The 25,691-nt window shown below is 39.9% G+C and carries 23 protein-coding genes; 12 read left to right on the forward strand and 11 right to left on the reverse strand.

The genetic code is table 11. From position 1 onward, the window contains the following. Positions 1-43: 43 nt before the first annotated feature. Entirely contained in the window at positions 44-844 is an 801-nt protein-coding gene (locus tag IPM48_04660; GenBank protein MBK9270866.1) for a class I SAM-dependent methyltransferase, read from the reverse strand. A gap of 307 nt (positions 845-1,151) precedes the next feature. Between IPM48_04660 and IPM48_04665 the strand changes: the two genes are divergently transcribed. Continuing rightward, complete coding sequence (locus IPM48_04665; GenBank protein ID MBK9270867.1) at positions 1,152-2,192, forward strand: T9SS type A sorting domain-containing protein; 1,041 nt, start codon at positions 1,152-1,154, stop codon at positions 2,190-2,192. Between the two features lie 884 nt (positions 2,193-3,076). Continuing rightward, the gene (locus IPM48_04670; GenBank protein ID MBK9270868.1) at positions 3,077-5,383 is read left to right on the forward strand and encodes a T9SS type A sorting domain-containing protein; all 2,307 of its coding nucleotides are present in this window, start codon (positions 3,077-3,079) and stop codon (positions 5,381-5,383) included. A gap of 59 nt (positions 5,384-5,442) precedes the next feature. On the opposite strand, the gene phaC is transcribed toward IPM48_04670, so the two are convergent. Continuing rightward, positions 5,443-6,495 carry a class III poly(R)-hydroxyalkanoic acid synthase subunit PhaC gene (gene phaC, locus IPM48_04675; protein ID MBK9270869.1) on the reverse strand — a complete coding sequence of 351 codons (1,053 nt, stop codon included), beginning with the start codon at positions 6,493-6,495 and terminating at the stop codon, positions 5,443-5,445. A 96-nt stretch (positions 6,496-6,591) separates the two neighbouring features. Then, positions 6,592-8,100 carry a hypothetical protein gene (locus IPM48_04680; protein ID MBK9270870.1) on the reverse strand — a complete coding sequence of 503 codons (1,509 nt, stop codon included), beginning with the start codon at positions 8,098-8,100 and terminating at the stop codon, positions 6,592-6,594. A 105-nt stretch (positions 8,101-8,205) separates the two neighbouring features. Here IPM48_04680 and IPM48_04685 point away from each other — a divergent pair, with 105 nt between their 5' ends. Together IPM48_04685 and IPM48_04690 are read left to right on the forward strand one after the other, a co-directional pair. Further along, positions 8,206-8,619 (forward strand): MaoC family dehydratase, encoded by a 414-nt coding sequence (locus IPM48_04685; GenBank protein MBK9270871.1) that lies wholly within the window; start codon positions 8,206-8,208, stop codon positions 8,617-8,619. A gap of 16 nt (positions 8,620-8,635) precedes the next feature. After that, on the forward strand, positions 8,636-9,001 hold the full coding sequence (locus IPM48_04690) for a cupin domain-containing protein (protein MBK9270872.1): 366 nt from the start codon (positions 8,636-8,638) through the stop codon (positions 8,999-9,001). Between the two features lie 44 nt (positions 9,002-9,045). On the opposite strand, the gene IPM48_04695 is transcribed toward IPM48_04690, so the two are convergent. The 7 genes from IPM48_04695 to IPM48_04725 all read right to left on the reverse strand — a co-directional run bounded on the left by IPM48_04695 (position 9,046) and on the right by IPM48_04725 (position 14,582). Then, the gene (locus IPM48_04695; protein ID MBK9270873.1) at positions 9,046-9,561 is read right to left on the reverse strand and encodes an ester cyclase; all 516 of its coding nucleotides are present in this window, start codon (positions 9,559-9,561) and stop codon (positions 9,046-9,048) included. A gap of 93 nt (positions 9,562-9,654) precedes the next feature. Beyond that, on the reverse strand, positions 9,655-10,581 hold the full coding sequence (locus IPM48_04700) for a helix-turn-helix transcriptional regulator (GenBank protein ID MBK9270874.1): 927 nt from the start codon (positions 10,579-10,581) through the stop codon (positions 9,655-9,657). Positions 10,582-10,628: 47 nt separating this feature from the next. Further along, positions 10,629-11,057 carry an ester cyclase gene (locus IPM48_04705; protein ID MBK9270875.1) on the reverse strand — a complete coding sequence of 143 codons (429 nt, stop codon included), beginning with the start codon at positions 11,055-11,057 and terminating at the stop codon, positions 10,629-10,631. A 114-nt stretch (positions 11,058-11,171) separates the two neighbouring features. Then, entirely contained in the window at positions 11,172-11,996 is an 825-nt protein-coding gene (locus IPM48_04710; GenBank protein MBK9270876.1) for an alpha/beta fold hydrolase, read from the reverse strand. A 34-nt stretch (positions 11,997-12,030) separates the two neighbouring features. Continuing rightward, positions 12,031-13,071 (reverse strand): class I SAM-dependent methyltransferase, encoded by a 1,041-nt coding sequence (locus IPM48_04715; protein MBK9270877.1) that lies wholly within the window; start codon positions 13,069-13,071, stop codon positions 12,031-12,033. Positions 13,072-13,101: 30 nt separating this feature from the next. Continuing rightward, the gene (locus IPM48_04720) at positions 13,102-13,578 is read right to left on the reverse strand and encodes an SRPBCC family protein (protein MBK9270878.1); all 477 of its coding nucleotides are present in this window, start codon (positions 13,576-13,578) and stop codon (positions 13,102-13,104) included. Between the two features lie 62 nt (positions 13,579-13,640). Continuing rightward, positions 13,641-14,582: an ester cyclase gene (locus tag IPM48_04725; protein ID MBK9270879.1), complete on the reverse strand. Its 942-nt coding sequence runs from the start codon at positions 14,580-14,582 to the stop codon at positions 13,641-13,643. Positions 14,583-14,741: 159 nt separating this feature from the next. Between IPM48_04725 and IPM48_04730 the strand changes: the two genes are divergently transcribed. The 8 genes from IPM48_04730 (at position 14,742) to IPM48_04765 (ending at position 24,555) form a co-directional block, all read left to right on the forward strand. Further along, positions 14,742-16,727, forward strand: a complete 1,986-nt coding sequence (locus IPM48_04730; protein ID MBK9270880.1) for a sensor histidine kinase — start codon at positions 14,742-14,744, stop codon at positions 16,725-16,727. Further along, positions 16,724-17,347: a response regulator transcription factor gene (locus IPM48_04735; protein ID MBK9270881.1), complete on the forward strand. Its 624-nt coding sequence runs from the start codon at positions 16,724-16,726 to the stop codon at positions 17,345-17,347. The genes IPM48_04730 and IPM48_04735 overlap by 4 nt, the downstream gene beginning before the upstream one ends. 130 nt (positions 17,348-17,477) lie before the next feature. Beyond that, entirely contained in the window at positions 17,478-19,400 is a 1,923-nt protein-coding gene (gene thrS, locus IPM48_04740) for a threonine--tRNA ligase (GenBank protein ID MBK9270882.1), read from the forward strand. Between the two features lie 202 nt (positions 19,401-19,602). Beyond that, on the forward strand, positions 19,603-20,130 hold the full coding sequence (locus IPM48_04745; protein ID MBK9270883.1) for a hypothetical protein: 528 nt from the start codon (positions 19,603-19,605) through the stop codon (positions 20,128-20,130). Positions 20,131-20,253: 123 nt separating this feature from the next. Beyond that, on the forward strand, positions 20,254-21,045 hold the full coding sequence (locus tag IPM48_04750) for a class I SAM-dependent methyltransferase (GenBank protein MBK9270884.1): 792 nt from the start codon (positions 20,254-20,256) through the stop codon (positions 21,043-21,045). A 77-nt stretch (positions 21,046-21,122) separates the two neighbouring features. Then, a complete protein-coding gene (gene radA / locus IPM48_04755; protein ID MBK9270885.1) occupies positions 21,123-22,514 on the forward strand; it encodes a DNA repair protein RadA in 1,392 nt (463 codons plus the stop codon). Continuing rightward, positions 22,511-23,758, forward strand: coding sequence for a fumarylacetoacetase (fahA, locus tag IPM48_04760; GenBank protein MBK9270886.1), 1,248 nt, complete (start codon positions 22,511-22,513; stop codon positions 23,756-23,758). Before radA ends, fahA begins: the two co-directional genes overlap by 4 nt. A gap of 464 nt (positions 23,759-24,222) precedes the next feature. Then, the gene (locus IPM48_04765) at positions 24,223-24,555 is read left to right on the forward strand and encodes a nucleotide pyrophosphohydrolase (protein MBK9270887.1); all 333 of its coding nucleotides are present in this window, start codon (positions 24,223-24,225) and stop codon (positions 24,553-24,555) included. 188 nt (positions 24,556-24,743) lie between these two features. On the opposite strand, the gene IPM48_04770 is transcribed toward IPM48_04765, so the two are convergent. Then, positions 24,744-25,685, reverse strand: a complete 942-nt coding sequence (locus tag IPM48_04770) for a glycosyltransferase family 2 protein (GenBank protein ID MBK9270888.1) — start codon at positions 25,683-25,685, stop codon at positions 24,744-24,746. Between the last annotated feature and the right edge of the window lie 6 nt (positions 25,686-25,691).

A 25,691-nucleotide genomic window follows, 5' to 3' on the forward strand; every position in this document is an offset into this window, starting at 1 on the left:
AAGGTCTGTTTTTAGAACCCCAAAGATACAGATTAAGAATCACTCAGATTTTTCGGGCCTTAATCACCAAAACATGTGGAATTTTTGCCTTTTCGGGACCAAAATAATATCGACCGGTCTGGATCTCTTTCATATTGGGAAAGCAATTGTAAGGCGACCAGGGTATTTCATGAAAAGCTTCCATCTGGAGTCCATATTTGAACAATGCGCTGATAATCTCTTCGATGGAGTGTTGCCAAAACCAGGAGGGCATGCCCACTTTGTCTTCGGTACCGGTATAACTGGAATCACACCATTCCTCAAGAGGTTCTCCGGTATTGAAATATGAATAATCCAATTGTCCTGTATTAAAATCGAACATATACAGACAGGGATGAAATTCAGCAAAATAAAACTGTCCTCCGGCTTTAAGCGCGTTGGAAATTCCCCTGGCCCAAAGATCCAGATCGGGCAACCAACCAATGGTTCCGTAACTTGTAAAAACAAGATCAAACTCACCCAGATCTAGTTTCTCCAGATCATAAACATTGGCTTCCACAAAGCGAATATCAAGTCCTGTCAGGATTGCCAGTTCTCTTGCTTTTAAAATTGCTTCTGTTGAAAAATCAAGACCTGTGCATTGTGCGCCCATGCGCGCAAGCGAAATGGTATCCAATCCAAAATGGCATTGCAAGTGTAGCAAGGACTTTCCCTTTACATCTGGTAAATATAAATCTTCTATCTCTGTCAATGAACTCTCCCCGCCAATGATTGCATCTGTTTTGTAAAAATCTGCTTTTACATGCACTCCGGTACGCTTGTCCCAAAGCTTTTGGTTGATCCTAAAATAATCTTGAAGTTCCATAATTGGCAAAGGTAAATAATTAGGATGGCCCAGCGATCGTCTTCGTATGGCATTACCTATAAGGTAAAATCGATTCCTTTATCCAAATATCCTTGAAATTTTAACGAAAATCATTTTCATTTTTATTATCTTTACCCGATTGATTCCCCAAAATCGCGGCTCTGTTATTGTCCATTCATTTTACCATATGCAAACTGATTCAAAATTCACTTTGGGCTTCAAATGGTTCTTCTTATTTATTTTTTATGGATTTTGTTTATCCGCACAAACTAAAATCTACTTTGGAAGCCCGGGAAATCTTCATAGCGTGAATACGGATTTAACAGGACATAAGCTCGAAAATTATTCCAATCAGTTTTCATCTGAATACCCATGGTTTACTCTTGATCAAATCTCGGGTAAAATCCTTTATTTGAACCCCAATATTAACAATGAGCAGGTGGAGCTTAACAGTCTAAATCTTAAAGACAGCAGCATCCAAAATCTTGGAGAGTTGGGTAGATTGGCTTTTGAGGCGTTTCTGGAATATGATTTTTTCAATGGCAAAATTTACTTCTCAGATTTTAACAACAAACGGATTGCGTCTTTTGATCTTAGCACCCAAATCATCCAATCAATTTATTCTTGGCCGGATATGAAACAGGATTCAAGGTTTCAGTTGGATCCCTGGAATCAATTGATGTTTATACCTCGATCCGGAGGATTGGATAAATTCTCTTTACAGAATCAAACGACCGAATTTATTTCATTGCCTGAACCCATCCAATGTTTTCGCATCCATCCCTTGTTGCGCAAACTCACTGTAAAGAGTTCTTCCATTAATGAATTCACTTATGATGGTGCTCTCATACGTCAATTCAACATTCAACAAGTTGACGGAGAAGAAAACGAGCTGTATTACGATCTGAGCAACAATAATCTTTATTCCTATAGTTTTAAAGACTTTGGTGCGGGATTGGAATTATGGTATATTCAAAAATTGGATGATAGCCTGTTTAATCGAGTTGCAATTTACTTCTCTCAATTTCCATTCTATCATTGCATGCAATTTCTTTACCATCAGATTCCATCGGCTATTATAGATCCACAAAATGAATTGCTAAATTTAGAACTTTGGCCAAATCCTTCCACTGGCTCATTTTATATTAATCTACCAAATGGAGTTGATGAAATTAGTGATATTCGGGTTTACAATATTAATGGAAATATGGTGCCAGCTAAGCTTTTAAAATGTTCTGATAATCTCCTAAAATTGCAACTTAGTGATAACTCAGCCGGTGTTTGGCTTATAAAAATCAGGCTGTCAAATAATCAAACATATGTTAAAAAAATAATTATTCAAGAGTAAAAATTAAAACTATTGAAAATATGAATTAGAATATATATAAGTTCACACCTGTCCAAAATAATTTTTAGAAACTAACTTTTCCACTTTTTGTCGCGCAAAAAGTGGACAAAAACGCAGCCTTTTCTAAGGCGGCATCTTTCTTGGCTATAATACTCCTTATTTGGTTCATTTTGCATGGTTCACTGTTGGGACAGATTTTGGGCGCTAAATATTGCCGCTCCATAATATGATTTCATTATGATAGTTTGTTTGATGGGTGCATCATATTAGTTTTAGTTAAAGGAGCGACAATATAAGGCGCTATTTCCAAAATCTGTCCTTCTTGGGCCGCTGACGAAAAGGCTCGTAATATTACTCATTATTTAGATTGAAATATCAGGAATAATGATAGTTTTCATGCATTTCAATGCGGCTTAGGGCTCCGCAGCTCGGGTACCCAACCAGCGAATTTCGCGGTCATGCTAAAAACTGTCTGAGCCCAACCGAGGAGCTACCCACAATGACGGAGTTGGCGAAGCGAGGATTGTGGAGCCCAGTAGGAGAGGGTAGAGGCGAGTTTTTTTAGCATAGCGAAAGAGCTACAGTTGGGTGAGCGAGGAGTCCAGCCGCGAGTTTTCTTTGGTTACTTTCTTTTGACGGCCAAAAGAAAGTAACATACATGAAGTTTGATAAACAAAAGAAATTTTTTAAATTGCAATAACTGTTATGAGGGTTCAATTTTATATTAACGTTTCAAAATTAGTATCCACTTGTAAATCAATTGTCACATTTCAAATTTAAACTTATTTTGGACAGGTGTGATATAAGTTATAAATTTAATTTTCAAACGTTTTATATTTATGCTTTTTATATACTCATCTCCAGAATAATTCAACAATGAAATCATGAAAAATTTATTCGCCATTTTTTTTGTTTTTTCGGGATTTTTCCCACAATTATTGTTGTCCAACCATCAAATCGGATCGTACATTAATTACAAAATCACCCCTGAGCTTCCGGGACATTTTCTAGTTGAAGGTACTCTTACGGTGTTGAGAGACCCAAATACCATAAATGGTGCGGGCTTTGATTCAAGCATTGAGCTTGGCATTTACCAAAACAATGGGAGCCATTGGCAGGTTTTAACCACTCAATTTTTAGGATTAAGGCAAATAAAAGAAGTTAGTTTAATCGATATTACTCAATTGTGCCGGGAAAAGAATCAATTGACAAATATCGAAATGGCTTACTACGATATCAAATTAAGACTTCCTAAAATAAATGGTGACTATTTAATTGCACATCAAAGGTGCTGCCGTGTAGAAAATATATTTAATATTGAGGACCCGGGACTGGGAGGGATACTCTATCATATTATGATCAGCGCCAAAGGGCAAACTCAGACTCACTCTGGTCCACAAATAGATTTGAGTAATTTTCAAAACGCCATTATAGGCGAAAATACCAGCTTTAAAGTTTTGAATCCTTCAATACCGATAGGCATCTTAGGCGTTGAGGACTTCCAACCATTTTCTGTTGGTGGACTTGGCGGCTCCTCTCATGGTTTGCCAGGATCTAAAACCCAAGATTGTGATGGGGTTCAACCGGATCCAGGCAATTGTTTGCCACCATTTTCCAATGTTAATTATCGCTCCGGATTTTCGAAAGAAAAACCATTGGGTGATTTTGGAAAACTTGAACTTAATCTAAGTACCGGCAATGTAAATATTCAATCTCAAATCATTGGAAATTTTCTCTCCGGCTTTTTATTAACGGTCTCCAATTTACAAAATGAATTATTAAGTGCTGCTTCCATGGAATTCATTGCTTCTGTAATTAATGAAAATTCTCCTATTTATCCGATTCGTGGAAATCGATTTTTTGATGAAAACAAAAATGGATTATTAGACATATCGGAAAAAATCTACAATTTTCCAATCGAAATTATAGGCAAATATTGCAACCACCAGGCCATTAAGAATGGTAAATTTGAAATTAATGCCATCCCAAAAGAAGAAATCAATATTTTCAGTGCTTCTCCAATTTGGAATATCAGCTATTTGGGTGAGAATTTTGTAAAACTATCCTCAGATTCCATTCGCCCTTTGGTTGAACAAGACATTCCTTTTATAGCAAATGATGCCATTTCCTCGCTTAATTTAACCGGCAATTTTACTAACAGAAGATGCAATGAATCAAGCGAGTACATTTTAATCTTACAAAATTCAGGGACTACATCATTATCCGGAATGATTTCAGTTTCAATTGATTCAAAACTGAAATTTATTGAAGTGGATCATCCTTATCAATTTGTAAATGGGAGATATCTTTTTGAGATTAATAATTTGGAAGCACTATCAGATGATCTTAAGATACATTTTAAGTTCATCTTTCCTGATGAAAGCCATGTAGGTAAGGAGCTTCAGATATTAGCGGAATTTGCTTCTTTGCACTATAAAACCACTTACGAAGACAAGACAATTGTGAGGTGTGCTTATGACCCTAATCAAAAGTCGAGTGTGCCTTTCAATGGTTTTGACAATAGAATCCGTAAAAATCAAACGATAGTTTATACGATTGATTTTGAAAATTTAGGAAATGATACTGCTAAAGATGTATTAATCAAGGACATGATCGACTTTAGTCTTAAGCTAAACAGTTTTGAATTACTTGAATCAAGTCATCCTTGCACTCACCATATAGCTGCAGATAGGACTCTATCATTTTTGTTTAAAAATATCAATCTTCCATATTCAAAACAAAATCCGGAAGCTGCAAAAGGCTTTGTCCGGTTTAAAATGGATCCCGTGGACCACTTAAAAGAAAACGATGTTATTGTTAATTATGCCAATATCTACTTTGATAAGAACCGTCCCATTATAACCAACTCAGTTTTCAATACCATATATGTTGATCCAGGCAAAGGCACAAAATCTAAAAAGATAATTGAGGAGTACCTAAAACATACCAAACTCTATCCTCAACCATTTTCTGAAGAATTTCATTTTGAGATTCCATATTATTACTGGTTGGATGGGGAATGCAATTGGAGTCTTTTTAATAGCTTTGGAAAATTGATCAGGGTCGGAAGGTTTTCTGCACCAATCAATATATTAAATACCTCTGATTTATCTGACGGTGTATATTTCTTGTTGTTTGATTATAATGGCCAATTAAATCAAACTAAAAAGCTCGTAAAGATCAGCCAATAATATCAGAAAGCAGAGTAAACTATTTCGTTGGGACAAACACATTCATGGTAATCCCTCTTCTAACTCCTCTCTACCACCCACTTGGCTACTGCAGGGGCTAATTCTTTCTGGGATTTGGCACCAACGAAAACTCCGATGTGGCCTCCAGGGAAAGCGTACAGTTGTTTGTCCTTGCTTCCAATGTGGTCCATCACTGCAATCGTAGAGTCATTCGGGATGATGTTGTCTTCAGTCGCATAAACATTGAGAAAAGGAATGGTCATTTTTTTGAGATCTACTTTTTTTCCATCCAACTCGAATTCTCCTTTAATGAGTTTGTTGTCCCGGAATAGATCTTTGATATATTTCCGGTACATCTCGCCGGATAGATCCGGGCAATCTGCCTTCCATTTTTCCATTCGAAGAAAGTTCATCAATTTTTCCCGATCCTCTGCCATTTCCAATACACCAAAAAACTTTGCGATGTCCATGGATGGTTTGAGCATACTGAATGCGTTGTTGAGCATATCTGCACTGATGATTCCCTGGGTCTCCGCCATGGTGTCGGCATCGACGTATTTGGTCCATTTGTAGAGCATGTTGCATTGGGTATCCGTAAAATCATAAGGTGCCACATAGGTCGTCAGAGTTTTTAACTTTTCCGGATGAATGGCTGCATAGATCATGCTGAAAAGACCTCCCTGACAGATCCCCATCTTATGGATTTTGTCCATTTTGTGGGTTTTGCGGACGAAATCGATGGCATCGTTCATATATCCAAGGATATAATCCTCCATGGTAAGATATCGGTCAGCCTTGCTGGGATATCCCCAGTCCATGATATAGATGTCTAATCCTTCATCCAGGAGTTTCTTCATCAAGCTGCGGTCCGGTTGAAGATCGAGCACATCATGGCGGTTCATAATGGCAAAAGAAACCAAAACAGGTATTTTGGTCTTGGCTGGCGTATCTCTGAGATAATGGTACATTTTTACCTTGTCGCAGGACCAAACAAGTTCCTTTGGAGTGGTAGCCACTTCCACTTCTTCGATGGATTTAAGGGTGCTGTATCCTTTTCTGATTTTTTCACCGATTTCGACAAATTCGGAAAAGACTGAGTTCGTATTGACCATGGTTTGATTTAATTAAGCCGCAAATGTAGACAAAAGGCATAAACTAAAAAAGCCCATCCAAAAGGACAGGCTTTTAATTGTAAACCTATTTCTGATTTATTTTTTCTTGGTAGCCGTTGCTTTAGGCGCTTCTTGTTTTGGCTCGGATTTCTTGTTTTCCTCCATTCCTGCCCACATTTTCTCAAGGTTGCGGTACATTTTCTTCAGATCATAGATGCTTTTGTAAACTTCATCCATTTCTGTGCGGGTAGCTACTGGCATATTGACCAAAAACAAAGACTCCATCTGATCATCAATGTCTTTTTTCAATCTCATCTGTAAGCTGCTCACCTCAGTCATCAACTTGCTGTATGCGTCGCTGTTAAACAAGTCTGTAAACACCTCATCGCCAGTTACCAACCAATCCTGATACAATTTAACAAAACTGTCAATGCTCTTCCCTTCACCAATTTGTGCAGCCACCTTATCTGCCAGTTTATCCATGGCTTTCAAACCGTGCTGATAAATCATGTACTGAAGTTCGTTGTTTTTGAGATTAAATTCTACCATTAATTCGTAGATTTCATTCCACACCTGAGCAGATTTGACGGGTCCATTCTGGTTCATCATTTTGGTCAGAGGGGATACTGCCTCATTCATGGCTGTCCTCCAATTGTGATACATTTCCCAGGCATTGGTGTATGGATTTTGCTGAATGCCGGGAATTTGCTGAAACTGATTTTTCATTTGTGCATAATTGCTCAATCCACTTTGGCTTGCTTCCTTCATAAACTGAACAAACTGTGCATTCATTTGCTCCATCATTTTCTGGCTGCCTTCTGGCATAAATTTGAAGAAACTATCCACAAAGGATTTATATTTTTCAGGGCTTAAAGCTTCCATAAATTTCTCTGCAGAAAATGTTTTGTCATTCATGGACTTAAACATTGGCATCCACAATTCAAAGAATTTGCTGAGGCTCTCAGACATATTGGTCATACCTTTAAAGGTATCTGCTGAAGTGAGGTTTGAAAACTGTTTTACCCAATCACCATAAGATTGATTCATGGTGTCGAGATATTGCTTGGTCATTTGTCCCCATTGCTGAAACCCATCGGCCATTTGTCCCTGGATTCCGTTCTTCTGGAAGAAGGGATTGTTTTGCATCATATTTACAAATGGATTCTGATTCATCATGGACATCATCGGATTTTGGCCCATCATGGTATTCCACTGATTTTTGGATTGATCCATCCAGTTTTGCCATTGCGACATCCAGTCAGTTGTATTTGGTGCTTGGCTGTTGTTTGTACCCATCTGGCCAAATGCATTTTTCGCCATGGTCATCTGGTTTTCCAGCCACTGCTTGAAAAAATTTTGGGCCATTTCTGCGCTGTTGTTCATGTTTTGATTGATTTTGTTGATATTTTCAGTTGTTTTTTCAGCAAACTCCTTTGAAGATTTTGCCGTCTTATGAAATAACTCCTGACCCTTGTCCAATGTTTCGTTGACCATGGGAATGTTGGAGCTTAGTTTTTTGGTGGCCTCTACTGCTTTCTCTACCATTGTAGCCTGTGTGTCGATGATCTGCTCTACAATGTTTTTAGTTTTCTGTGAATTTGACATATTTTTTAATTATTTATATTTACGAAAATAGTTCTATAATTGCAACGCAAAATTAAGGCCTTTGGGATATAAGTGCCTGTCAATAAATTATTAATAAGCGTTAAGATGATACAAAAGGGAGATGAATTCAGACACAAATTCAGTTATTCGCAGACTGATGTGGATTTATATTCAAAGGTGAGCGGCGATACCAATCCTCTGCACACAGATCCTGAGGTAGGCAAAAACAGCATTTTTGGTAGAAATATCATTCATGGCTTTTTGGGCGGTTCGGTGTTTACCAAAATATTTGGTGCCTTGTGGATGGTGGATGGCCATGTTTACCTAAAACAAACCATGCAGTGGCTCAAGCCTATGTTTGTTGATACAGAGTATGAGGCTGTCATTACGGTCAAGGAAATTTTTCCTGAAAAAAACCGCGTTCTTTATGACTGTGCCATCTATGAAGTTTCCACAGGAGATCAAACTTTTACGGGAGAGGCTTTACTGATGAACAAGAAACAATACATTTGGTCATAATTACCCCTCCCAGAAAATGGCAGAATCGAAAATAATTCGGTCGGCAGATACGCAGGAGAGTTTTATTGAAGAGGCTTGCTTCATTCGCGAATTGTTCAAATCTACAGATGACACTGTTTCTTTTGCCGATGCCAGACTTTCTCCTGGACAAAGATCAAAAAATCATTTCCTTCAGGCCGATGAATATTACTACATCCGTTCCGGAAAAGGGGAAATGTACCTCGATGGTAAACTCAATGGTCTGGTTGAGCCGGGTGATCTCGTAAGAATCCAAAAACATCGCGCACAATACATCCACAATATTGGATCGGAAGATCTTGTTTTCCTTTGTGTTTGTCTGCCTGCATTTCAGCAGGACCTTTATACTGCTATAGAATATTGAGTTTTAAAAAATCAAATAGATCTCGCATCGTGCTTTAAGAGGACTTACTCAGCGCTTGGATTCTTTGTCAGCTGGGCATTAAATGATCCGGTATCAAATTGCACATGCCGAACCTTTAGTTTGCCATCTGCCGTAAATTCATCCGTAAAGATAAATGGCAATTCGACCCTGTTGCCGGTCGGTGGCAAATTTTGCATAGGTTCCGTGTTCGTACCCTTAAACACGCCTCGTACACAGACCATATTGTCTTTGGCAAATATCTGAATCACTTCATGCCTCACATCTGGAAAGCTCCCTTTTTGACCAGCCATCAGCCCTTTAAAAACTTCCAGATTTCCCGGCTCTGGCAAAAAAGGATTGTGAATTTGATAATCCGCTGTCAGAAATTCGTCAAACTTTACGGTTTCTCCCGCATCCATGGCTGCTAAAATGGATTTGACAGTCGCTATATTTCGGGCTTCTGTAGTTTCACTTTCTGAGGCATTGGGTTCATTACAAGCAGTCAAAAAAACGGTCATAATTCCAAATTGTAGTAAGTTGCTCAAAAATAAGGTTTTCATTTTTACTTTTTTAATCATTTAATAAATAACAGGACAAAATTATGGCCTGGTTAAATTCCGGTCATTGTATGAAAACAGCTTTGTATGGTTTACTTACGATCTTTCTCGGTACTGGACCGGGGTAAAACTGGTGAGCTTTTTAAAAAACTTATTGAAGTGAGATGGATCTGAGAAATCCAGCCGATAAGCAATCTCCGCATTTGAGAGCTGGGTGTATAATAAATAAGCCTTTGCCTCATTCAACAACATAGCATCAATGAGCTCTCCGGCAGTCTTGTCCGACTGTGCCTTTATAATTCTATTCAAATGATCGGAGCTGATGTGCAACAGTTCTGCATAATCAGATACTTTCCGGTATTGTAGGAAATGTTGTCCCACCAGTTTTATAAATCTGGTAAATAGAGCATTCGCTCCTGAGTCTTTCTCTGTGTCTTTCAGTTCTAAACGTTCGTATTCTCTGTTGGCGAGCAACAGGATAAGTTGCACATAAAGTCGAACTGCAGTTGCCAAATCATTTTGTCTGTATTTTATCTCGTCATTGATTTTAAAAATAATATTTTCGACTTCGCTGGCTTTTGACTCTTCCAATTTAAAACAATGAACTCCGGTGTAATTGAAAAATGGAAATCGATCTCTTTTATTTTTCTTTAAAAGTGACTCTCCCATAAATTCTTCACTGAACAACATGTAGTATACTTTGAAATCTTGACTCTTGTTGTAAAGAGAGAAAATCTGTCCGGGAAATCCAAATACAATAAAGTCCTTGCCGGGTTGGTAACTCTCCAATCCAATGTCAAATTGTGCACTTCCTGACCTCACCAATGAAATCCGAAAATATTGGGTTTTAATCGGACCAATCTTGTCTTTGATATTGGTAGATGAATAAAGTCCAAAGCCTCCTTCCACCAATTCTTTTGATCCATCCAATCCAAAATCGCTCTTCAAAGAATAATCCTTGTGAAGCTGGTGCAGGAAGGAATCGAGTTGGACCGTTTTAATGTCTTCCTTACCTTTTTTCATTTGTCAATAATAATTGACAAAAATAAGATTTAACCCTGACTGATAAATTATTCAGAAACCAATTGCTGTCTTATCCCCAACAAGTCAATTTCGTTCCAGCTTTCTGCAAAACGACCATTCTCTATGCGATGGATCACAATACCGGAAAATTGAACCCGTTTGTTGGTCGCAGCAATACCCATAAATTCTCCCTGATGGGTTGCTTCTGCGGTAAATCGAAAGCATACAATATCCTCCTCTGCAATGATCTGGGTCAAGGTGAACTGAATGTCTGGAAAAATTTTACGATAGGTCTCCACATAATACATCGCTCCCTCAATTCCTGAAGGTTGGTCTGGAAAGCTTGGGTTGCCATCCTTCCAATTTTGAGCAAAAACATCTGCCACCACTTCGCGGTTGCGGTTTTGATTCCATCCTTCAAGAATCCACTTCTTTACAAGTGCTTTGTTGTTTTCAATGACTTGTCTTGTTTCCATTTTTTTTGAATTCGAAGTACAATTTAATAAAATGAGGCAAACACCACAACAATATAAAAATAATGTGAATTTCATATAAAATTTATCAATAAGTTCTGAATGAATAATTATTCATTAAAGCTGCTTTATGATTTCTACCAGCTTATCCGGTTGGGACAAAAATGGTGAGTGACTGGCTTTTAGTGTAAAAGTTCTGTCCACAGGCACTCTTTGGACCATCTTCTTTTGCAAATGATAAGTGATCGCTCGGTCTTCTGTGGTAAAAATATAGTTCTTCTTCACTTTACCAAACCTCTCTGATGTCAATTGCAATGGTGTGCCCACCGGTGCATTGGGTTCTTTTGTCAACAAAGCAGAGCAAAGAGCCAAATCTGCTTCAGAACAATCATGGTAAAATGCTTCACGGTAAGATTCTTTCTTAGGAAGGTGCCAGCCTGCCTCATGATCAAAGATCAGGGAGCTGACCAGCACAGAATGGGTGTCTGTCAAGGCTGTAGCCACCATAGGCTCACCGTTTGGTATTAGGAAAGCACACAAATAAACCAATTGATCAATTTTTTCAGGCCATCGTTCAGCCACCTGAGAAATGACAATGCCAGCACGACTGTGTCCAATCAAGATCACTGGCTCTTTGTATTTCTCCAACACCTTTCCCACGGTTTCAACGTAATCTTCCAGACTGATTTTTCCGGGTAATGTGTTGTCCAAACCATGTCCTGGAAGATCGATCGCTTCTGATGGATTTCCATTTTGATTCAACAATGCTTGCATTTTATACCAACACCATGCACCGTGAAATGAGCCCGGAACAAAAACAATAGGCTTTAGCTTGCTTGACTTGGAAGGGCTTGGGTCTGTAATTGGATGATTCATGGCAGATGCGTTTGGTAAAAAACTAAAACAGAAAAAACAAGTGATGATTGTTATAAAAGAATTCATGGTCCTTTATTTTAATTTTTTGATTGAACGGGTTTTATTTTTGGGCAAGGATCGACTTCCACCCGGGCAATGTCATCAATCCGATGGATTTTGTGCTTTTTAATCCGGCAGACTGTTGCCAAGCTGTGATCTCTTCCTCAGACCAGGTTCCGGATTCGCTGGTAAATGCAAAATAGAGACCGGCTCCTGAAGCAACTGCACCTCCTGCGCCGGGTTTATTTCCTCGGATAAATTCACCAATGGCAAAAATTCCTCTGGCTTTTAATGCTTTTGTGACCTTTTGAGCCAATTGGACATTTTGCTCTTCGGTAAAATGGTGCACCACATTATTGATCATGATAAGATCGTATTTTTGATCGCCCAAATCTTCTTTCAGGACATCTCCTGCCTTATATCGGACGCGTTCCCCCAGACCATATCTGGCCGCAATGGCGCTCGCCCTGTCAACAGCCCCTGGGAGTTCAAGAATGGTGCTTGTCAATCCTGGATGTTTCTTGCACAATTCGATGGAATATAATCCATGAGATCCTCCGATGTCAAGCATCCTGAGTTCTCCTTTGGGAAGCTTGATTTTACCCGCTAATTCAGCTGCGGTGTTGACAGACAAATCGCGCATTCCTTCCTGATAGTTGGCCCATTCGGATTCTGAGATCACAGAATGTAGCTCCATGGGTTTTCCGGTTTTGACATATTCTTCCATTTTTGTCAGCCAATTCCATTCACTGAGTTGGAAGCGGAGTTTTCCAATATAGTTGGAGGGATATTCTTTGAGCAGCCATTTGTGATAGGATGGTTTAATCGCATAAAGCCCATTGTTCCAATTCAAATACCCAATTCCGGTGAGGGCATCCAACAATTGCTTGGTAGCCTCAGGATGCGTTTTACATTTTTCCGCGATTTGTGCGAAGGACTTTTTCTCCTTACCCATCGCCTCAAATATGTCCAACTCAGCAGCTGCCATGATTGCTCTCGCTTGTGTGAAGGCAACCTGCGTGTCCATTAAGGGCTTCGGTACTAAATTGAGTTTGAGTGCCAGCCACTCCATTGGATTTTCTGCTACAATTTTAAGTTTCATTTGAATTGTTGAATTTAATTTTTAAACAAATCAATTCATTTTAAGGAGGAGTTGGTTTTCGAACAGTCTCTTTTCGAGTGCAACACGGCCCCACTCCATGACAACATTGTGATTCCACTCAAAAAAAGGTTTGGCGATCGGTGCCAGAAAATTCATCCATCTTTTAGTCGTCCTGACCTGCCAGTCATATCTGACACAGGTATATCCATCCTGCTCCTCAAAGGTCCAAACCCCACTTCCCTCGAGTTCGCCAGTAACATTTCCTGCCAATTTCCGATGAAGCATTTTTTCAACCAATTTGGATTCAAAACTTAAATTGTAGGGAAGAAAACTTCTCCAGACATACTTTTTTCGATCGCCAATCCCATTTTCGTCTCCTGATTCCAAATGGTCAACCGAGAGTACTCCTTTCCACCATTGTGGCCAATTTTCAGATTCGTAAATTTCTTTCCAGACGAGCTCCAGTGGAGCTTCAAATTTCCATTCGGTGACAAAATGATAATCCATGCCAATGAATAATTAGAGTAAAAATAGGATTTATTTCTTAACGGTATATTTCATTGTCGGCTTTATTTCTTAGCCATTGGTTTTTCATCCGGGTTGATCCCGATTTGACGAAATACTTCCTTGCCTCCTTTGGTGGGCTGATGGTAGATGATCTTTCCATTCGCATCCAATTCTATCAGATCGCAATCGTCATAATTTAATTTTGCTCCTGTGGCAGGAATACCCATCAGTGTATTTTTATGGGTTCCTGTCAGGGTTACCCTGAGCAAATACCTCTGCGGGCTGATGGTCCCAATTTCATTAATTTGAACTTTCAAATCAGGAAACGCGCTGAAAAATTGCTTATAACCTTCGATGGCTTCTTTAGCTCCAACAATGGGAAGAGGCGCGACACCGACATCCATGTATTTTTTCTCATCACACAATACAGCAAATGCATTCCAGTCATGGCGGTTTAGTGCATCGTAAGCCTGGCGTATGGTGTTTTTAGCGTTTTCTATGACGATATTTGGGTCCGCACCCAATACCTGTGATTCGAATGTTTTTAAATCAAATTGAGCGTCTATGGACTTTATTTTAAACTGATGATCCAATTTGAAAATGGCAATGAATCTAGTATTTACGTTTTTACCGGTAGGAGCATTTCCCATCAACTGGCCATCATTTGTACCTTGCAAAAATCCTTTGACTGTGACTGTTTCTCCAGAAACCAAATATTCATCAATCTGGTGCTTTAGATTGGAGAACGCTACTTTAAATCCAAGTACAACCCCGGTCCATGTTTTTTTATCTGTCCCGAAAGGAACAAGGGGATTGGTTATTGTGCAGTTGTCTGCCAATAATTCTTTGATTTCAGCATGGTTTCCCAATTCTACTGCCTGGTAATAATTGCGAACCACTTCGATGGCAGCAGTGGGATTTTCCAAATTTTCGGCTTTAGATTTTTGTTCGGGAGCAAGAAACACTCCAAGAAAAAGTAAACAAAAAGAGAAGTAATTTTTCATAATAGTTCGTTTTTAAAGTAAATAAATTAATTGATGCAAAGATGGGGATGTGGACACTTCGTGGACAATCCCTGAAAATGAGGATTTTCATCTACCGGAAAAAGGGGATTTTTGAATTCCGGGATACAAATGTGGACATTTGTGGTTTACATTTGTCTTATGATATCGCGGTTACACTTCAAACAGTTCTTAATCCAGTTGATATTATTATCCTATCAACCAAGCTTTGCCCAATCCAATGTGGACAGCCTTAAACAGGCCATATTCACTCAGTCCGATGATTCCACAAAAGTTCTTGCCATCTTAAATGTGGGTAATTATTATGAACAATCAAATCTGGACAGCGCAGAACATTATTATCGCAAAGCTTTGAATTTGAGTATAGACAACAAGGCACTCTTTCTGGAAGCAAAAACCATAAGCTGGTTTACGGATGTCCTGAATAAAAAAGGAAATTTAAAGGAAGCTTTGTTGCTCAATCTAAGGTCTCTCGATGTTGGAAAGCAAATTAATCATCAAAGACTGATGGTGGCTGCCTATGCAAATGTTGCTTTATCTTATCAATATCTTGGAGATTATACAAGTACCTTAAAATATCAGCTTGAAAGCCTTCCCCTGATTGAAGAATATGGTGACTCCGTCTTTCTAAGTAGCGCCCTGGCAAATATTGCAGGAACCTATGATCACATGCGTCAATTTGAGAAGGCAGAACAATTTGCGCTCAAAGCCAGGAAGATTGCGGAGTCCATTGCTGATCCACAAGGTGTAGCCTCTGCCTACTTAAATTTATCTGTTATCTATTCCCATTCTGGCCGAATCAAAGAGGCGATCCATACGATCCAATCGGCTTTAACAATTAGCAAATCGAATAATTTGGCACATCTGGAAGCATTGGCCTCATTAAATCTTGCCGAACAGCTCATACAAATATCTCAGGACCAATCAGCCCTTCATCATTTAAACAATGGCTTAAAAATAAGTTTGAATTTGGGAGACTATGAGACCCTTGCCAGAATTTATTTGGGTAAATCGAAAATTGATTTTAATTCTCAAAATTTTGAAAGCGCATTCCGTCACATTGATTCTTCAATTGAATTGGGAAGAAAGCACAAGTTCAGAGATTTATTAAAGGAGGCTTTGCTGCATGCCTCTGACATCGCTTATGTTCAGAGAAAATTTGATCTTGCTTCAAGACTGAGAAAAGAACACATTTCTCTGCGGGACTCTTTAATGAATGATGAAATTATTAAAAGCACCGCGCAGTGGGAGGTCAAGTTGGATCTTTCCAAAAAAGAATCTGAAATACAAACACTCCAGACTGAAAATACTATACAGCAGCTTCAGCTTTCGAAAAAAAGAAACACCATTTTTGCGTTGATTTTATTGTTTGCGTTGATAGCTTCAAGCTTGATCCTTGTATTGCAAAATGTAAGAGAAAAGAAAAAAATCTCTGAGCAGGAATTGAAAATTAGCAAACAAGAAATTGTTCGCCTCGAACAGGAAAAACAAATCGCTGCAGCAGATGCAATATTGCGTGGACAAGAAGAAGAAAGAAGTCGCCTTGCCAAAGATCTTCACGATGGTTTGGGAGGTATGCTCTCCGGAATAAAACAAAATCTCAATGTAATGAAAGGAAATCAAATTTTATCAGAGACCTCAGCTACCGCTTTAGGACAGGTGATCGGAGATCTGGACAAATCAATCAACGAATTGCGTCATATTGCGCGCAATATGATGCCTGAAGCCTTACTCCGCTTTGGCTTGATAGATGCTTTAGCAGATTACTGCGATCATCTGCAACAAGACGGAAGGCTGCAAATCAAATTTCAATCTTATGGATTTGAGAACAGATTATCCCAGGATATGGAAGTGGTCATCTTTAGAATTGTCCAGGAGTTGTTAAACAATGTGGTCAAACACTCTGGCGCCAACCATGCTTTGGTGCAATTGATCAGGGATGGTGAAAGGATCAGTGTGGATGTGGAGGACAATGGTAAAGGAATGGATACAAATTTCTCCAACCATGGAATGGGAATCGGCTGGCTCAATATACAATCCAGGGTGGATTTTCTAAAAGGACATTTGGATCTTCGCAGCGCGCCCGGTGAAGGTTGTTCTGTACACATAGAGTTTAAAGAGAAATGATTCGTGTATTGATCGTGGATGATCACATGATGGTCATTGAAGGTATAAAATCCTTATTAATGGGTTCTGCCATCATCCAAATTTGTGGAACTGCGATGAATGGATATCAAGCCTTGTCTTTAATCCCCACCGATTCTCCGGACGTCATCTTGATGGACATCAACCTTCCTGATCTGAATGGAATTGATCTATGCGCGATGGTCAAAAAACAATATCCCAAAATTGGGATCCTGGGTTTAAGTACTTTTAAAGAGAGAAGCTATATCACCCGCATGATGGAGGCCGGAGCGATGGGATATATTTTAAAAAACGCGGACAAGGAAGAACTGGAAGAAGCCATACTAACGGTTCATCGGGGCAGAGTGTATATGGACAAAGAAGTGGCTTCTGTTTTGGCCGAAAATAAAAAAAATGAGATTTCTCAAACCCTTCTTACAAAAAGGGAAAAAGAAGTTTTGCAATTGATTTGTGATGGTTTGACCAATCAGGAAATCGCCAGTCAACTTTTCATTAGCATCCTCACCGTCGATAGCCACCGCAAAAATCTACTGACCAAGTTGGGGGTAAAAAATACTGCCGCCATGGTCAAAATTGCACTGGAAAATCATCTGATAGACTAAATCCAATCGGTCTTTTATAGCGCCTCCAAATCCCAATTATTCGTTAAAGACACTCACATCATTCCTTGAGACCGTTCAGCTTCTTCCCCACTCATTTAAATACTTTACCTTTGCGAATTATACACCAGCTATGCAGATTACAATTACTTTTCCAGACGGAAGAAAGCAAAATTACGAGAAAGGTGTCAGCAGCATGGATATTGCCAAATCCATCAGCGAGGGTCTTGCCAGAAATGTCTTTTCAGCCAAGGTAAACGGAAAGGTCATCGACGCAAATCGCCCCATTGAAGAAGACGCAACGGTCCAGTTGCTTACCTGGAATGACAAAGAAGGAAAAAGCACTTATTGGCATTCATCAGCCCACCTGATGGCAGAAGCTTTGGAAGCATTGTACCCTGGTACAAAATTTGGCATTGGTCCAGCCATTGAAAATGGATTTTATTACGACGTCGATCCGGGAGACCATACTTTGTCAGCTTTGGACCTCAATAAAATTGAAACCAAAATGCTGGAGCTGGCAAGGAATAAATCACCTTATGTTCGTAAGGAAGTTTCCAAAGCCGATGCCATCCGCTATTTTGAGGAAAGAAAAGATCCTTATAAACTGGAACTCCTGCAGGATTTGGAAGACGGACAAATTACTTTTTACAGCCAGGGAGGATTTACTGATTTGTGCCGGGGGCCTCATCTTCCAGATACTGGTTCTATTAAAGCTGTAAAACTACTCAATTTGGCAGGGGCTTACTGGCGCGGTGACGAATCTAGGCCTCAGTTGACAAGAATTTATGGCATTACCTTTCCGAAACAAAAGGAACTCGAAGATTACCTTGTTTTATTGGAAGAAGCCAAAAAAAGAGATCACCGCAAATTGGGACAAGAACTCGAACTCTTTTTGTTTTCAGAAAAAGTAGGTGCAGGATTGCCCATCTGGTTGCCAAAAGGGACCGCCCTACGACAGCGTTTGGAAGATTTTCTAAAAGCTGAACAAATAAAGCGGGGTTATACACCTGTTATTACACCCCACATTGGACACAAAAACCTTTACATGACCAGCGGACATTGGGAAAAATATGGTCAGGATTCCTTCCAACCCATCCGAACACCCAGAGAAGGAGAGGAGTTTATGTTAAAACCAATGAATTGTCCTCATCACTGCGAAATCTTTGGCCACAAACCCCGATCTTACAAAGAGCTGCCAGTCAGAATCGCTGAGTTCGGAACGGTGTATCGATACGAACAAAGTGGTGAATTGCATGGACTCACAAGGGTGCGGTGTTTTACACAGGATGATGCCCATATCTTTTGTACACCCGAACAAGTCAAGGATGAGTTTTTGAATGTATTGGACTTGACCATGCTGGTCATCCGTAAACTGGGTTTTGACAGTTTTACCGCACAGATCAGTCTAAGGGATCCGGACGATAAAGAAAAGTACATTGGATCGGATGAGAATTGGGCCAAAGCAGAACAAGCCATCATAGACGCCACACGGGAAGCTGGACTTGAGACCACAACAGCACTCGGGGAAGCAGCATTCTATGGACCAAAACTTGATTTCATGGTGAGAGACGCCCTTGGCAGAAGTTGGCAACTCGGGACCATTCAGGTGGACTACAATCTTCCGGAAAGATTCCAACTGGAATACATTGGTTCTGATAACGCAAAACACAGACCTGTCATGATTCACAGGGCGCCGTTTGGATCCATGGAGCGGTTTATCGGAGTCCTTACGGAACATTGTGCAGGAAAATTCCCTTTGTGGCTGACCCCTGATCAATTTGCCATCCTCACGGTAAGCGATCGATTCCAAAATTATGCTGAATCTGTCTTGGGAGAGCTGGAATCCCATGGATTTCGTGGATTTATTGACGATCGCACGGAGTCCATTGGCAAGAAAATCAGGGACAACGAGGTCAAAAAAATTCCTTTTATGTTGATCATTGGTGAAAAGGAGGTCAGTGGGAACGCAATCTCAGTGCGCAAACAAGCGTCAGGGGATCTTGGATCTATGTCTGTATCAGAATTCATTCAACAGCTAAATGAACTGCTTTAAGTTGATTTTATAAAACTTTGTTGGCTTTTGCCTCCATATATAATTTGTTTAAATATTTATAAAGTCTTTTTTTTCAAATATATATTCGTTAATGCCTTCTTAATTTTGTGATTAACGAAGCATTGACGAAAGATTAATCAGGCTTAACATGCACAAAATTTGGTCATCTTACCTTTGTGGAAAATTTATAAAAACATAAAAAATGAAAAACTTAGTTATTCTTTCCACGTTCGTTCTTTTCGTATTTGCTTGCAAAAACGCAGATCAATTCCGTGCTCCAATCGAAACCTTGGTAGCTGATTGGGCCAAAACAGCCACCATGGTTGGTGAAGTTAGCGCTGAAGTAAACAATACCATCAGCGGTCTTACTTCAATGACTGACAGCATGGTTGTTGCTCCAGGTACTAAATTGGCTGCAGATGCAACTACAATGTTGGATAGTTTGAAAAATTCTTACACTGCACAAGTTCAGGGATTGGGTGCTTTAACCACTGAAATCAATGCATTCAATGAAAAATGGACTGCAATGACTGCTGATGTTGACAGCTTGAGCGCTGGCTTAAAAGCAGGTAACCTTACTGGTGATGTTATGGCAAAAATCAATTCTTTGAATGAAGCCATTACAGGCGCAAACACTGCCGCAGAAACATGGAAAAGCACTGCTGCTGCTACCAAAGAAGCTGCAATGGGACTTTACAACATGTACAAAGAAAAAGCAATGGGTAAGTAATTTCCCGTTTCTTCTAAGAAAAAAGACAAAAGGCCTCACATGAGGCCTTTTTTATTGGTCTAAGTTCCTTCCATTCATTTTCTTTTGATCTGTTTACCTTTGCTTTTTCTCAAAAAATCGATTATGCAAGATAGACACGCCGACAGGGAGCAATATTTCAGAGAACAGGGAATTACCACGGAAAAATTTGTCATACCCTATATTGAGCAGATTAAAAAGATAAGCGATGATTCAAAAATTCTGGAAGTAGGTTGTGGCGAGGGAGGCAATCTCCTTCCGTTTTTAAACAAAGGCTGTCTTGTTACCGGAATTGATATCAGTGCAGAACAAATTCGTCTCGCACAAAAATATTTTCAAGATCATCCACAGCGCAATCGATTAAACCTGATTTCCTCAGACATTTATGAAGTAAAACCATCTGATTTGCCTGCCTTTGACATCATTTTTTTGAGGGATGTCATCGAACATATTCCAGATCAGGCAAGATTTATGAAATACATCCAGCAATTTATGGCTCCTGATGCTGTTTTGTTTTTTGGATTCCCCCCTTGGCGCATGCCTTTTGGCGGACATCAGCAAGTTTGCAGAAGCAAATATTTGTCGAAGTTGCCTTATTTCCATTTGTTGCCAAATTTTCTATACATGGGTCTTTGCAAATTTTTTGGAGAATCAAAGGCACTAATGGATGCCTTGCTTGAAGTGAAAGAAACTGGAATCAGCATTCGACGTTTTCACCAATGCATCCATCATGCACAATTTCAGATCCTAAAGGAAAGCCATTATTTCATCAACCCAAACTATGAGACCAAATTCGGATTAAAGCCGCGTTTGTTGAAGTCATGGCTTAGAATTCCCTGGTTAAGTGATTTTTATACAACGGCGGTTTACAGCCTTGTTGGAAAAAAAACCATCTGAGCACCATTGAGTCTGCTTCCATTTTCCAATTGGAATAAATAAACTTAATTTGCATCCTCAAACATCTCTTTTCCTACTTGGCAAAACTTAAAACCATATACGTCTGTAATTCCTGCGGCAATCAGGTTCCAAAATGGATGGGTCATTGCAATTCCTGTGGCAGTTGGAACAGTTTTGTAGAAGAAGTCATCGAGAAAAAAAATTCAGGTACGGATTTGGATACCTCTCAGATATGGAGAAAAACCAGCAAACAAGCTCTCTCTGCATCGACTGCATTGGAGGATGTCCATGCTGGACAAATCAGCAGAAAAGATACCTGTGATCCGGAACTCAATCGTGTTCTTGGCGGTGGTCTGGTCCGTGGATCAGTTACTTTGATTGCAGGTCAACCCGGAATTGGAAAATCCACCCTTCTCTTACAAATGGCCATGCAGTCGAACATGGGTAAAGTGCTATATGTCTCCGGTGAAGAAAGCGAAGAACAAATAAAACTCCGGGCCAACCGCATCCAGAAAAATCAGTCGGGAGTGTTTCTGTTTTCTGAAACAAGAGTGGATCTAATCCTCGTTGAAGCCACAAAGCTGGAAGCAGGATTAATCATTGTGGATTCGATCCAAACCATTGTCTCTGCCGATGTGGACTCTTCACCGGGCACCATCAGCCAAATCCGCGAATGCACGAACGAGCTGGTGCGCTATGCCAAAGAAACTTCTACACCGGTCATCATCATTGGTCACATCAACAAAGAAGGTGATATTGCAGGTCCGAAAATTTTGGAGCACACTGTGGACACCGTTTTGCAGTTTGAAGGAGACAGGCATCATAGTTTTCGCATTTTGCGCACCCTCAAAAATCGCTTCGGAAGTACCGACGAACTGAGCATGTATCAGATGGAGGAAGACGGATTGCATCCCGTCAGCAATCCAAGTGAATTATTGCTTTCTCAACACAGCGAGAGGCTCAGTGGCAGTGCTGTGGCTTGTACGGTTGAAGGACTTCGGCCTCTTTTGATAGAAACGCAAGCACTTATTGGTCCCTCAGTCTATGGCAATCCACAAAGGGTTGCCACCGGTTTTGATCAAAGAAGACTTGCCATGCTTTTGGCAGTCCTCGAAAAACGCTGTGGTTTTAGCCTGGGTATGCAGGATGTGTTTTTAAATCTGGCAGGAGGAATTCGCATACATGATCCGGGTTTGGACTTGGCTGTCATTGCTTCGCTCATTTCTTCCTTACAGGATCACCCACTCCATCGACAAATTTGTTTTGCCGGAGAGGTGGGTTTGTCAGGAGAAATCAGAGCCATTAGTCGGGTCGATCTTAGAATTCAGGAAGCAGAAAGACTGGGGTTTAAAGCAATCTGCATCTCAAAATACAATGGAAAAACCGACGCTTTAAAATCTTCCGGAATTAAAATTGTTGCCCTCGGTACCGTCAATGAATTTTTTGAAAAAGTATTTCAAGCATCATGAATCAAACATACAAAGCACTGGTCATCGACCCAGACTTAAAATCCTGGATTCAGTATTCCGAAAATACAGATTTTCCAATCCAGAATTTACCCCTAGGAGTTTTTTCCCATCAGCAAAATCCAAAAAGAATTGGTTCGATTATCGGAGATCAGATAATAGATCTATCCACACTTACCGGTTTGTCAGAAGCCCTGGGGATTTCAAATTCATTTTTTACGAACGACCAGCTAAATCCTCTATTGACCCTAGGCAAAGAAAAATTAAGGGGAATCAGAAGATATCTGTCGGAGGTTTTTTCAATTCAAAACCATCACCGAAGTGAGTTTGAAAAAAGTTTGATTCCTTTACATCAGGTGAAGCTTCATCTTCCTGTACATTGTGGAGATTATACAGATTTTTACAGCAGCAAAGAACACGCCACCAACGTCGGCATCATGTTTCGGGATCCAGCCAATGCTTTGCTACCCAACTGGCTTCACATTCCTGTTGGATATCATGGCCGTGCGTCTTCCATTGTGGTGAGTGGAACTCCCGTTGTGCGGCCGGCAGGTCAGATTGTGACAAAGGAAGGAGAAGCTCCCATTTATTCCAAATCAAGACAACTCGATTTTGAATTGGAAATGGCATTTGTCATCGGACAAGGAAATGAGTTGGCACATCCAATTCCGATTTCCAAAACCAAAGAATACATTCATGGACTCATCTTATTCAACGACTGGTCCGCTCGTGACATTCAAAAATGGGAATATGTGCCACTTGGCCCTTTTCTAGGTAAAAATTTTTGCAGCACGGTCTCTCCGTGGCTGATCGACCTCGATGCACTGGAACCTTTTATGGTTTCAGGTCCTGATCAAAATCCTCCAATTTTGGAGTATCTTCATCAAGCTGGAAAAAACAATTACAACATCGAATTGGAGGTCCTTCTCAATGGACATCCGATTTCACACTCAAATACAAAGTATTTATACTGGAGCATGTTTCAGCAATTGGCCCACCATACTGTCAATGGATGCAACATGCGCATTGGTGATATTTGTGCATCGGGAACCATATCCGGACCCACACCTGATTCCTACGGATCGATGCTGGAGCTTGCCTGGAAGGGCACTAAACCCATTGCACTTCCCGATGGAAGCACGCGGGTTTTTCTACAGGATGGCGACGAATTGGAGTTGAAGGCCTTTGCCCGGGGCAATGGTTACAGAATTGGATTTGGTGAGTGCAAGGGGATGGTGGTTTCGTAAGTTTGAAATTCTGTTATTGATTATGTAACCCTTTAAAAATTTTATGCGTCAAATGGCCACTATAGGCTGCAAACAATTTTGATCCAAAATATGGAACAAAGAATTTCACTTTTTACAAAGGGTCAACAACTATGATATTCTATTTAGGTGTTACGGATCTAAGTTGGTTCAGGTATTTAAGTGCTATCAATCCAGAGGATATTAATTTTTGGCAACCAGGAGGAAATGTTAGTTTCAAAGTTTTGCAAGCCGGCGCTCCTTTCTTATTCAAATTAAAAAGTCCGATAAATGCCATTAACAAAGGATCTAAAAGTTGAGGTAAGTTCAAGAATAAAAGAAGAGTTTCACAATGGTAAAGAATAGGATCAATACCACGGTAACACCTTATCGGTTCTTCCAGACAGGTCCATCGATCGACCAAATATCAATTTTATTGAATGGCACAATTCAAATATTTACAAAGGATGAAATCTGAAATCGGCGAAATTATTGAAAGAATAAAAAGATTTCGTGACGAAAGAGATTGGGAACAATTTCACGATGCAAAAAATCTTGCTATTTGCTTAAATATTGAATCCGCAGAACTACTCGAACTCTTTTTGTGGAAGAATTCTGAGGAAGCAAATAAGGAAAAAGTAAAAAATGAACTTGCAGATGTCTTTTATGCCGCATTTTTAATTGCGGACAAATATGACTTTGACGTAAAAGAATTAATTTTTGAAAAATTAAAAAGCAACGAACTGAAATACCCTATTGATCGATCCAGGGGTTCAAATAAAAAATACACCGAGCTTTAATTAAACCCAGAATAATACATTTAAGATCGTCATGATGGTATAATTGGCAATAAAAGGAGGGCTTTTGATAAGGAGCCTTTGTTGTCATATGCTGACGAATCAAATAAAATGCAAAGAATTCATTTTGAAGCCATTTTTGATGGTAATAGAATCTCTATTGGATCATTTGAGAGAATATCTTATCAAGCTTACTTTTTGCTTGTCTTCCTCTCCACTATGTACTCCGGCCTGCCTTTGACTTCATCAAAAATACTTCCGAGATATTGTCCGAGCAAACCTATACTCAACAATTGTATGCCGCCAAAAAATACAATGGTTATCAGCAAGGAGGACCAGCCTCCCACGACTTGATGGTAGTAATACTTCGACACCAAAACATAGGCCACCAAACCAAGACCCACAAAAACACAAAACAGTCCGATGTTCGTCGCCAATTGCAAGGGTTTTTTTGAAAAATACGTCATTCCTCTCAAAGCAAAACTGATCATTTTCCACCAAGAGAAATGGGTATGTCCGGCAAATCGGGCTTCCCTTTCGTAATGAAATGGAATTTGCTTGTAACCCACCCAACTCACCAACCCTCGGATGTATTTGTTTTTTTCTTTGAGTCCATTAAACTGTTCAATGACGCGTCTGCTGATCAGTCGAAAATCTCCCGTGTCCAGTGGTAGAGCCACCTCAGAAATACGGTTGAGAAGTCGGTAATAAATTTCCGCCGTTGTTTTTTTAAACCAACTTTCTCCGGATCTTTTTAGGCGAACGCCATACACCACATCTGCATTCTCTTTAAGGGCCAGCTCCAACATATCCGGTATTTTTTCCGGCGGATCCTGAAGATCTGCATCAAGGATGATTGCATAATCCCCTTTGCATTCATGAATTCCTGCTGAAATTGCGGGTTGATGGCCAAAATTTCTTGAAAAATGCAATACCGTAACTGAGTCATCCGCTGCCGCTATATGATCCAGAATCGAAGCAGTCTGATCCATGCTTCCGTCATTGATAAATACAAGGTCAAGCTGAAGACCGAAACTGTCTTTAAGTGCTCTGATCCTCCTATAGGTTTCTGGGATGACCTTTTCCTCATTGTGACATGGGATGATCAGAGACACTAGTCCGGTATAGGACATTATTGA

This window comes from Saprospiraceae bacterium (genome assembly GCA_016715965.1).
Lineage (GTDB): Bacteria > Bacteroidota > Bacteroidia > Chitinophagales > Saprospiraceae > Vicinibacter.

What these genes read in the sequence shown, in the direction of transcription:
- IPM48_04660 (MBK9270866.1), bottom strand. Translation starts at nt 844, where the DNA reads ATGGAACTTCAAGATTATTTTAGGATCAACCAAAAGCTTTGGGACAAG.
- IPM48_04670 (MBK9270868.1), top strand. Translation starts at nt 3,077, where the DNA reads ATGAAAAATTTATTCGCCATTTTTTTTGTTTTTTCGGGATTTTTCCCA.
- phaC (MBK9270869.1), bottom strand. Translation starts at nt 6,495, where the DNA reads ATGGTCAATACGAACTCAGTCTTTTCCGAATTTGTCGAAATCGGTGAA.
- IPM48_04680 (MBK9270870.1), bottom strand. Translation starts at nt 8,100, where the DNA reads ATGTCAAATTCACAGAAAACTAAAAACATTGTAGAGCAGATCATCGAC.
- IPM48_04685 (MBK9270871.1), top strand. Translation starts at nt 8,206, where the DNA reads ATGATACAAAAGGGAGATGAATTCAGACACAAATTCAGTTATTCGCAG.
- IPM48_04690 (MBK9270872.1), top strand. Translation starts at nt 8,636, where the DNA reads ATGGCAGAATCGAAAATAATTCGGTCGGCAGATACGCAGGAGAGTTTT.
- IPM48_04695 (MBK9270873.1), bottom strand. Translation starts at nt 9,561, where the DNA reads ATGAAAACCTTATTTTTGAGCAACTTACTACAATTTGGAATTATGACC.
- IPM48_04700 (MBK9270874.1), bottom strand. Translation starts at nt 10,581, where the DNA reads ATGAAAAAAGGTAAGGAAGACATTAAAACGGTCCAACTCGATTCCTTC.
- IPM48_04705 (MBK9270875.1), bottom strand. Translation starts at nt 11,057, where the DNA reads ATGGAAACAAGACAAGTCATTGAAAACAACAAAGCACTTGTAAAGAAG.
- IPM48_04710 (MBK9270876.1), bottom strand. Translation starts at nt 11,996, where the DNA reads ATGAATTCTTTTATAACAATCATCACTTGTTTTTTCTGTTTTAGTTTT.
- IPM48_04715 (MBK9270877.1), bottom strand. Translation starts at nt 13,071, where the DNA reads ATGAAACTTAAAATTGTAGCAGAAAATCCAATGGAGTGGCTGGCACTC.
- IPM48_04720 (MBK9270878.1), bottom strand. Translation starts at nt 13,578, where the DNA reads ATGGATTATCATTTTGTCACCGAATGGAAATTTGAAGCTCCACTGGAG.
- IPM48_04725 (MBK9270879.1), bottom strand. Translation starts at nt 14,582, where the DNA reads ATGAAAAATTACTTCTCTTTTTGTTTACTTTTTCTTGGAGTGTTTCTT.
- IPM48_04730 (MBK9270880.1), top strand. Translation starts at nt 14,742, where the DNA reads ATGATATCGCGGTTACACTTCAAACAGTTCTTAATCCAGTTGATATTA.
- IPM48_04735 (MBK9270881.1), top strand. Translation starts at nt 16,724, where the DNA reads ATGATTCGTGTATTGATCGTGGATGATCACATGATGGTCATTGAAGGT.
- thrS (MBK9270882.1), top strand. Translation starts at nt 17,478, where the DNA reads ATGCAGATTACAATTACTTTTCCAGACGGAAGAAAGCAAAATTACGAG.
- IPM48_04745 (MBK9270883.1), top strand. Translation starts at nt 19,603, where the DNA reads ATGAAAAACTTAGTTATTCTTTCCACGTTCGTTCTTTTCGTATTTGCT.
- IPM48_04750 (MBK9270884.1), top strand. Translation starts at nt 20,254, where the DNA reads ATGCAAGATAGACACGCCGACAGGGAGCAATATTTCAGAGAACAGGGA.
- fahA (MBK9270886.1), top strand. Translation starts at nt 22,511, where the DNA reads ATGAATCAAACATACAAAGCACTGGTCATCGACCCAGACTTAAAATCC.
- IPM48_04765 (MBK9270887.1), top strand. Translation starts at nt 24,223, where the DNA reads ATGAAATCTGAAATCGGCGAAATTATTGAAAGAATAAAAAGATTTCGT.
- IPM48_04770 (MBK9270888.1), bottom strand. Translation starts at nt 25,685, where the DNA reads ATGTCCTATACCGGACTAGTGTCTCTGATCATCCCATGTCACAATGAG.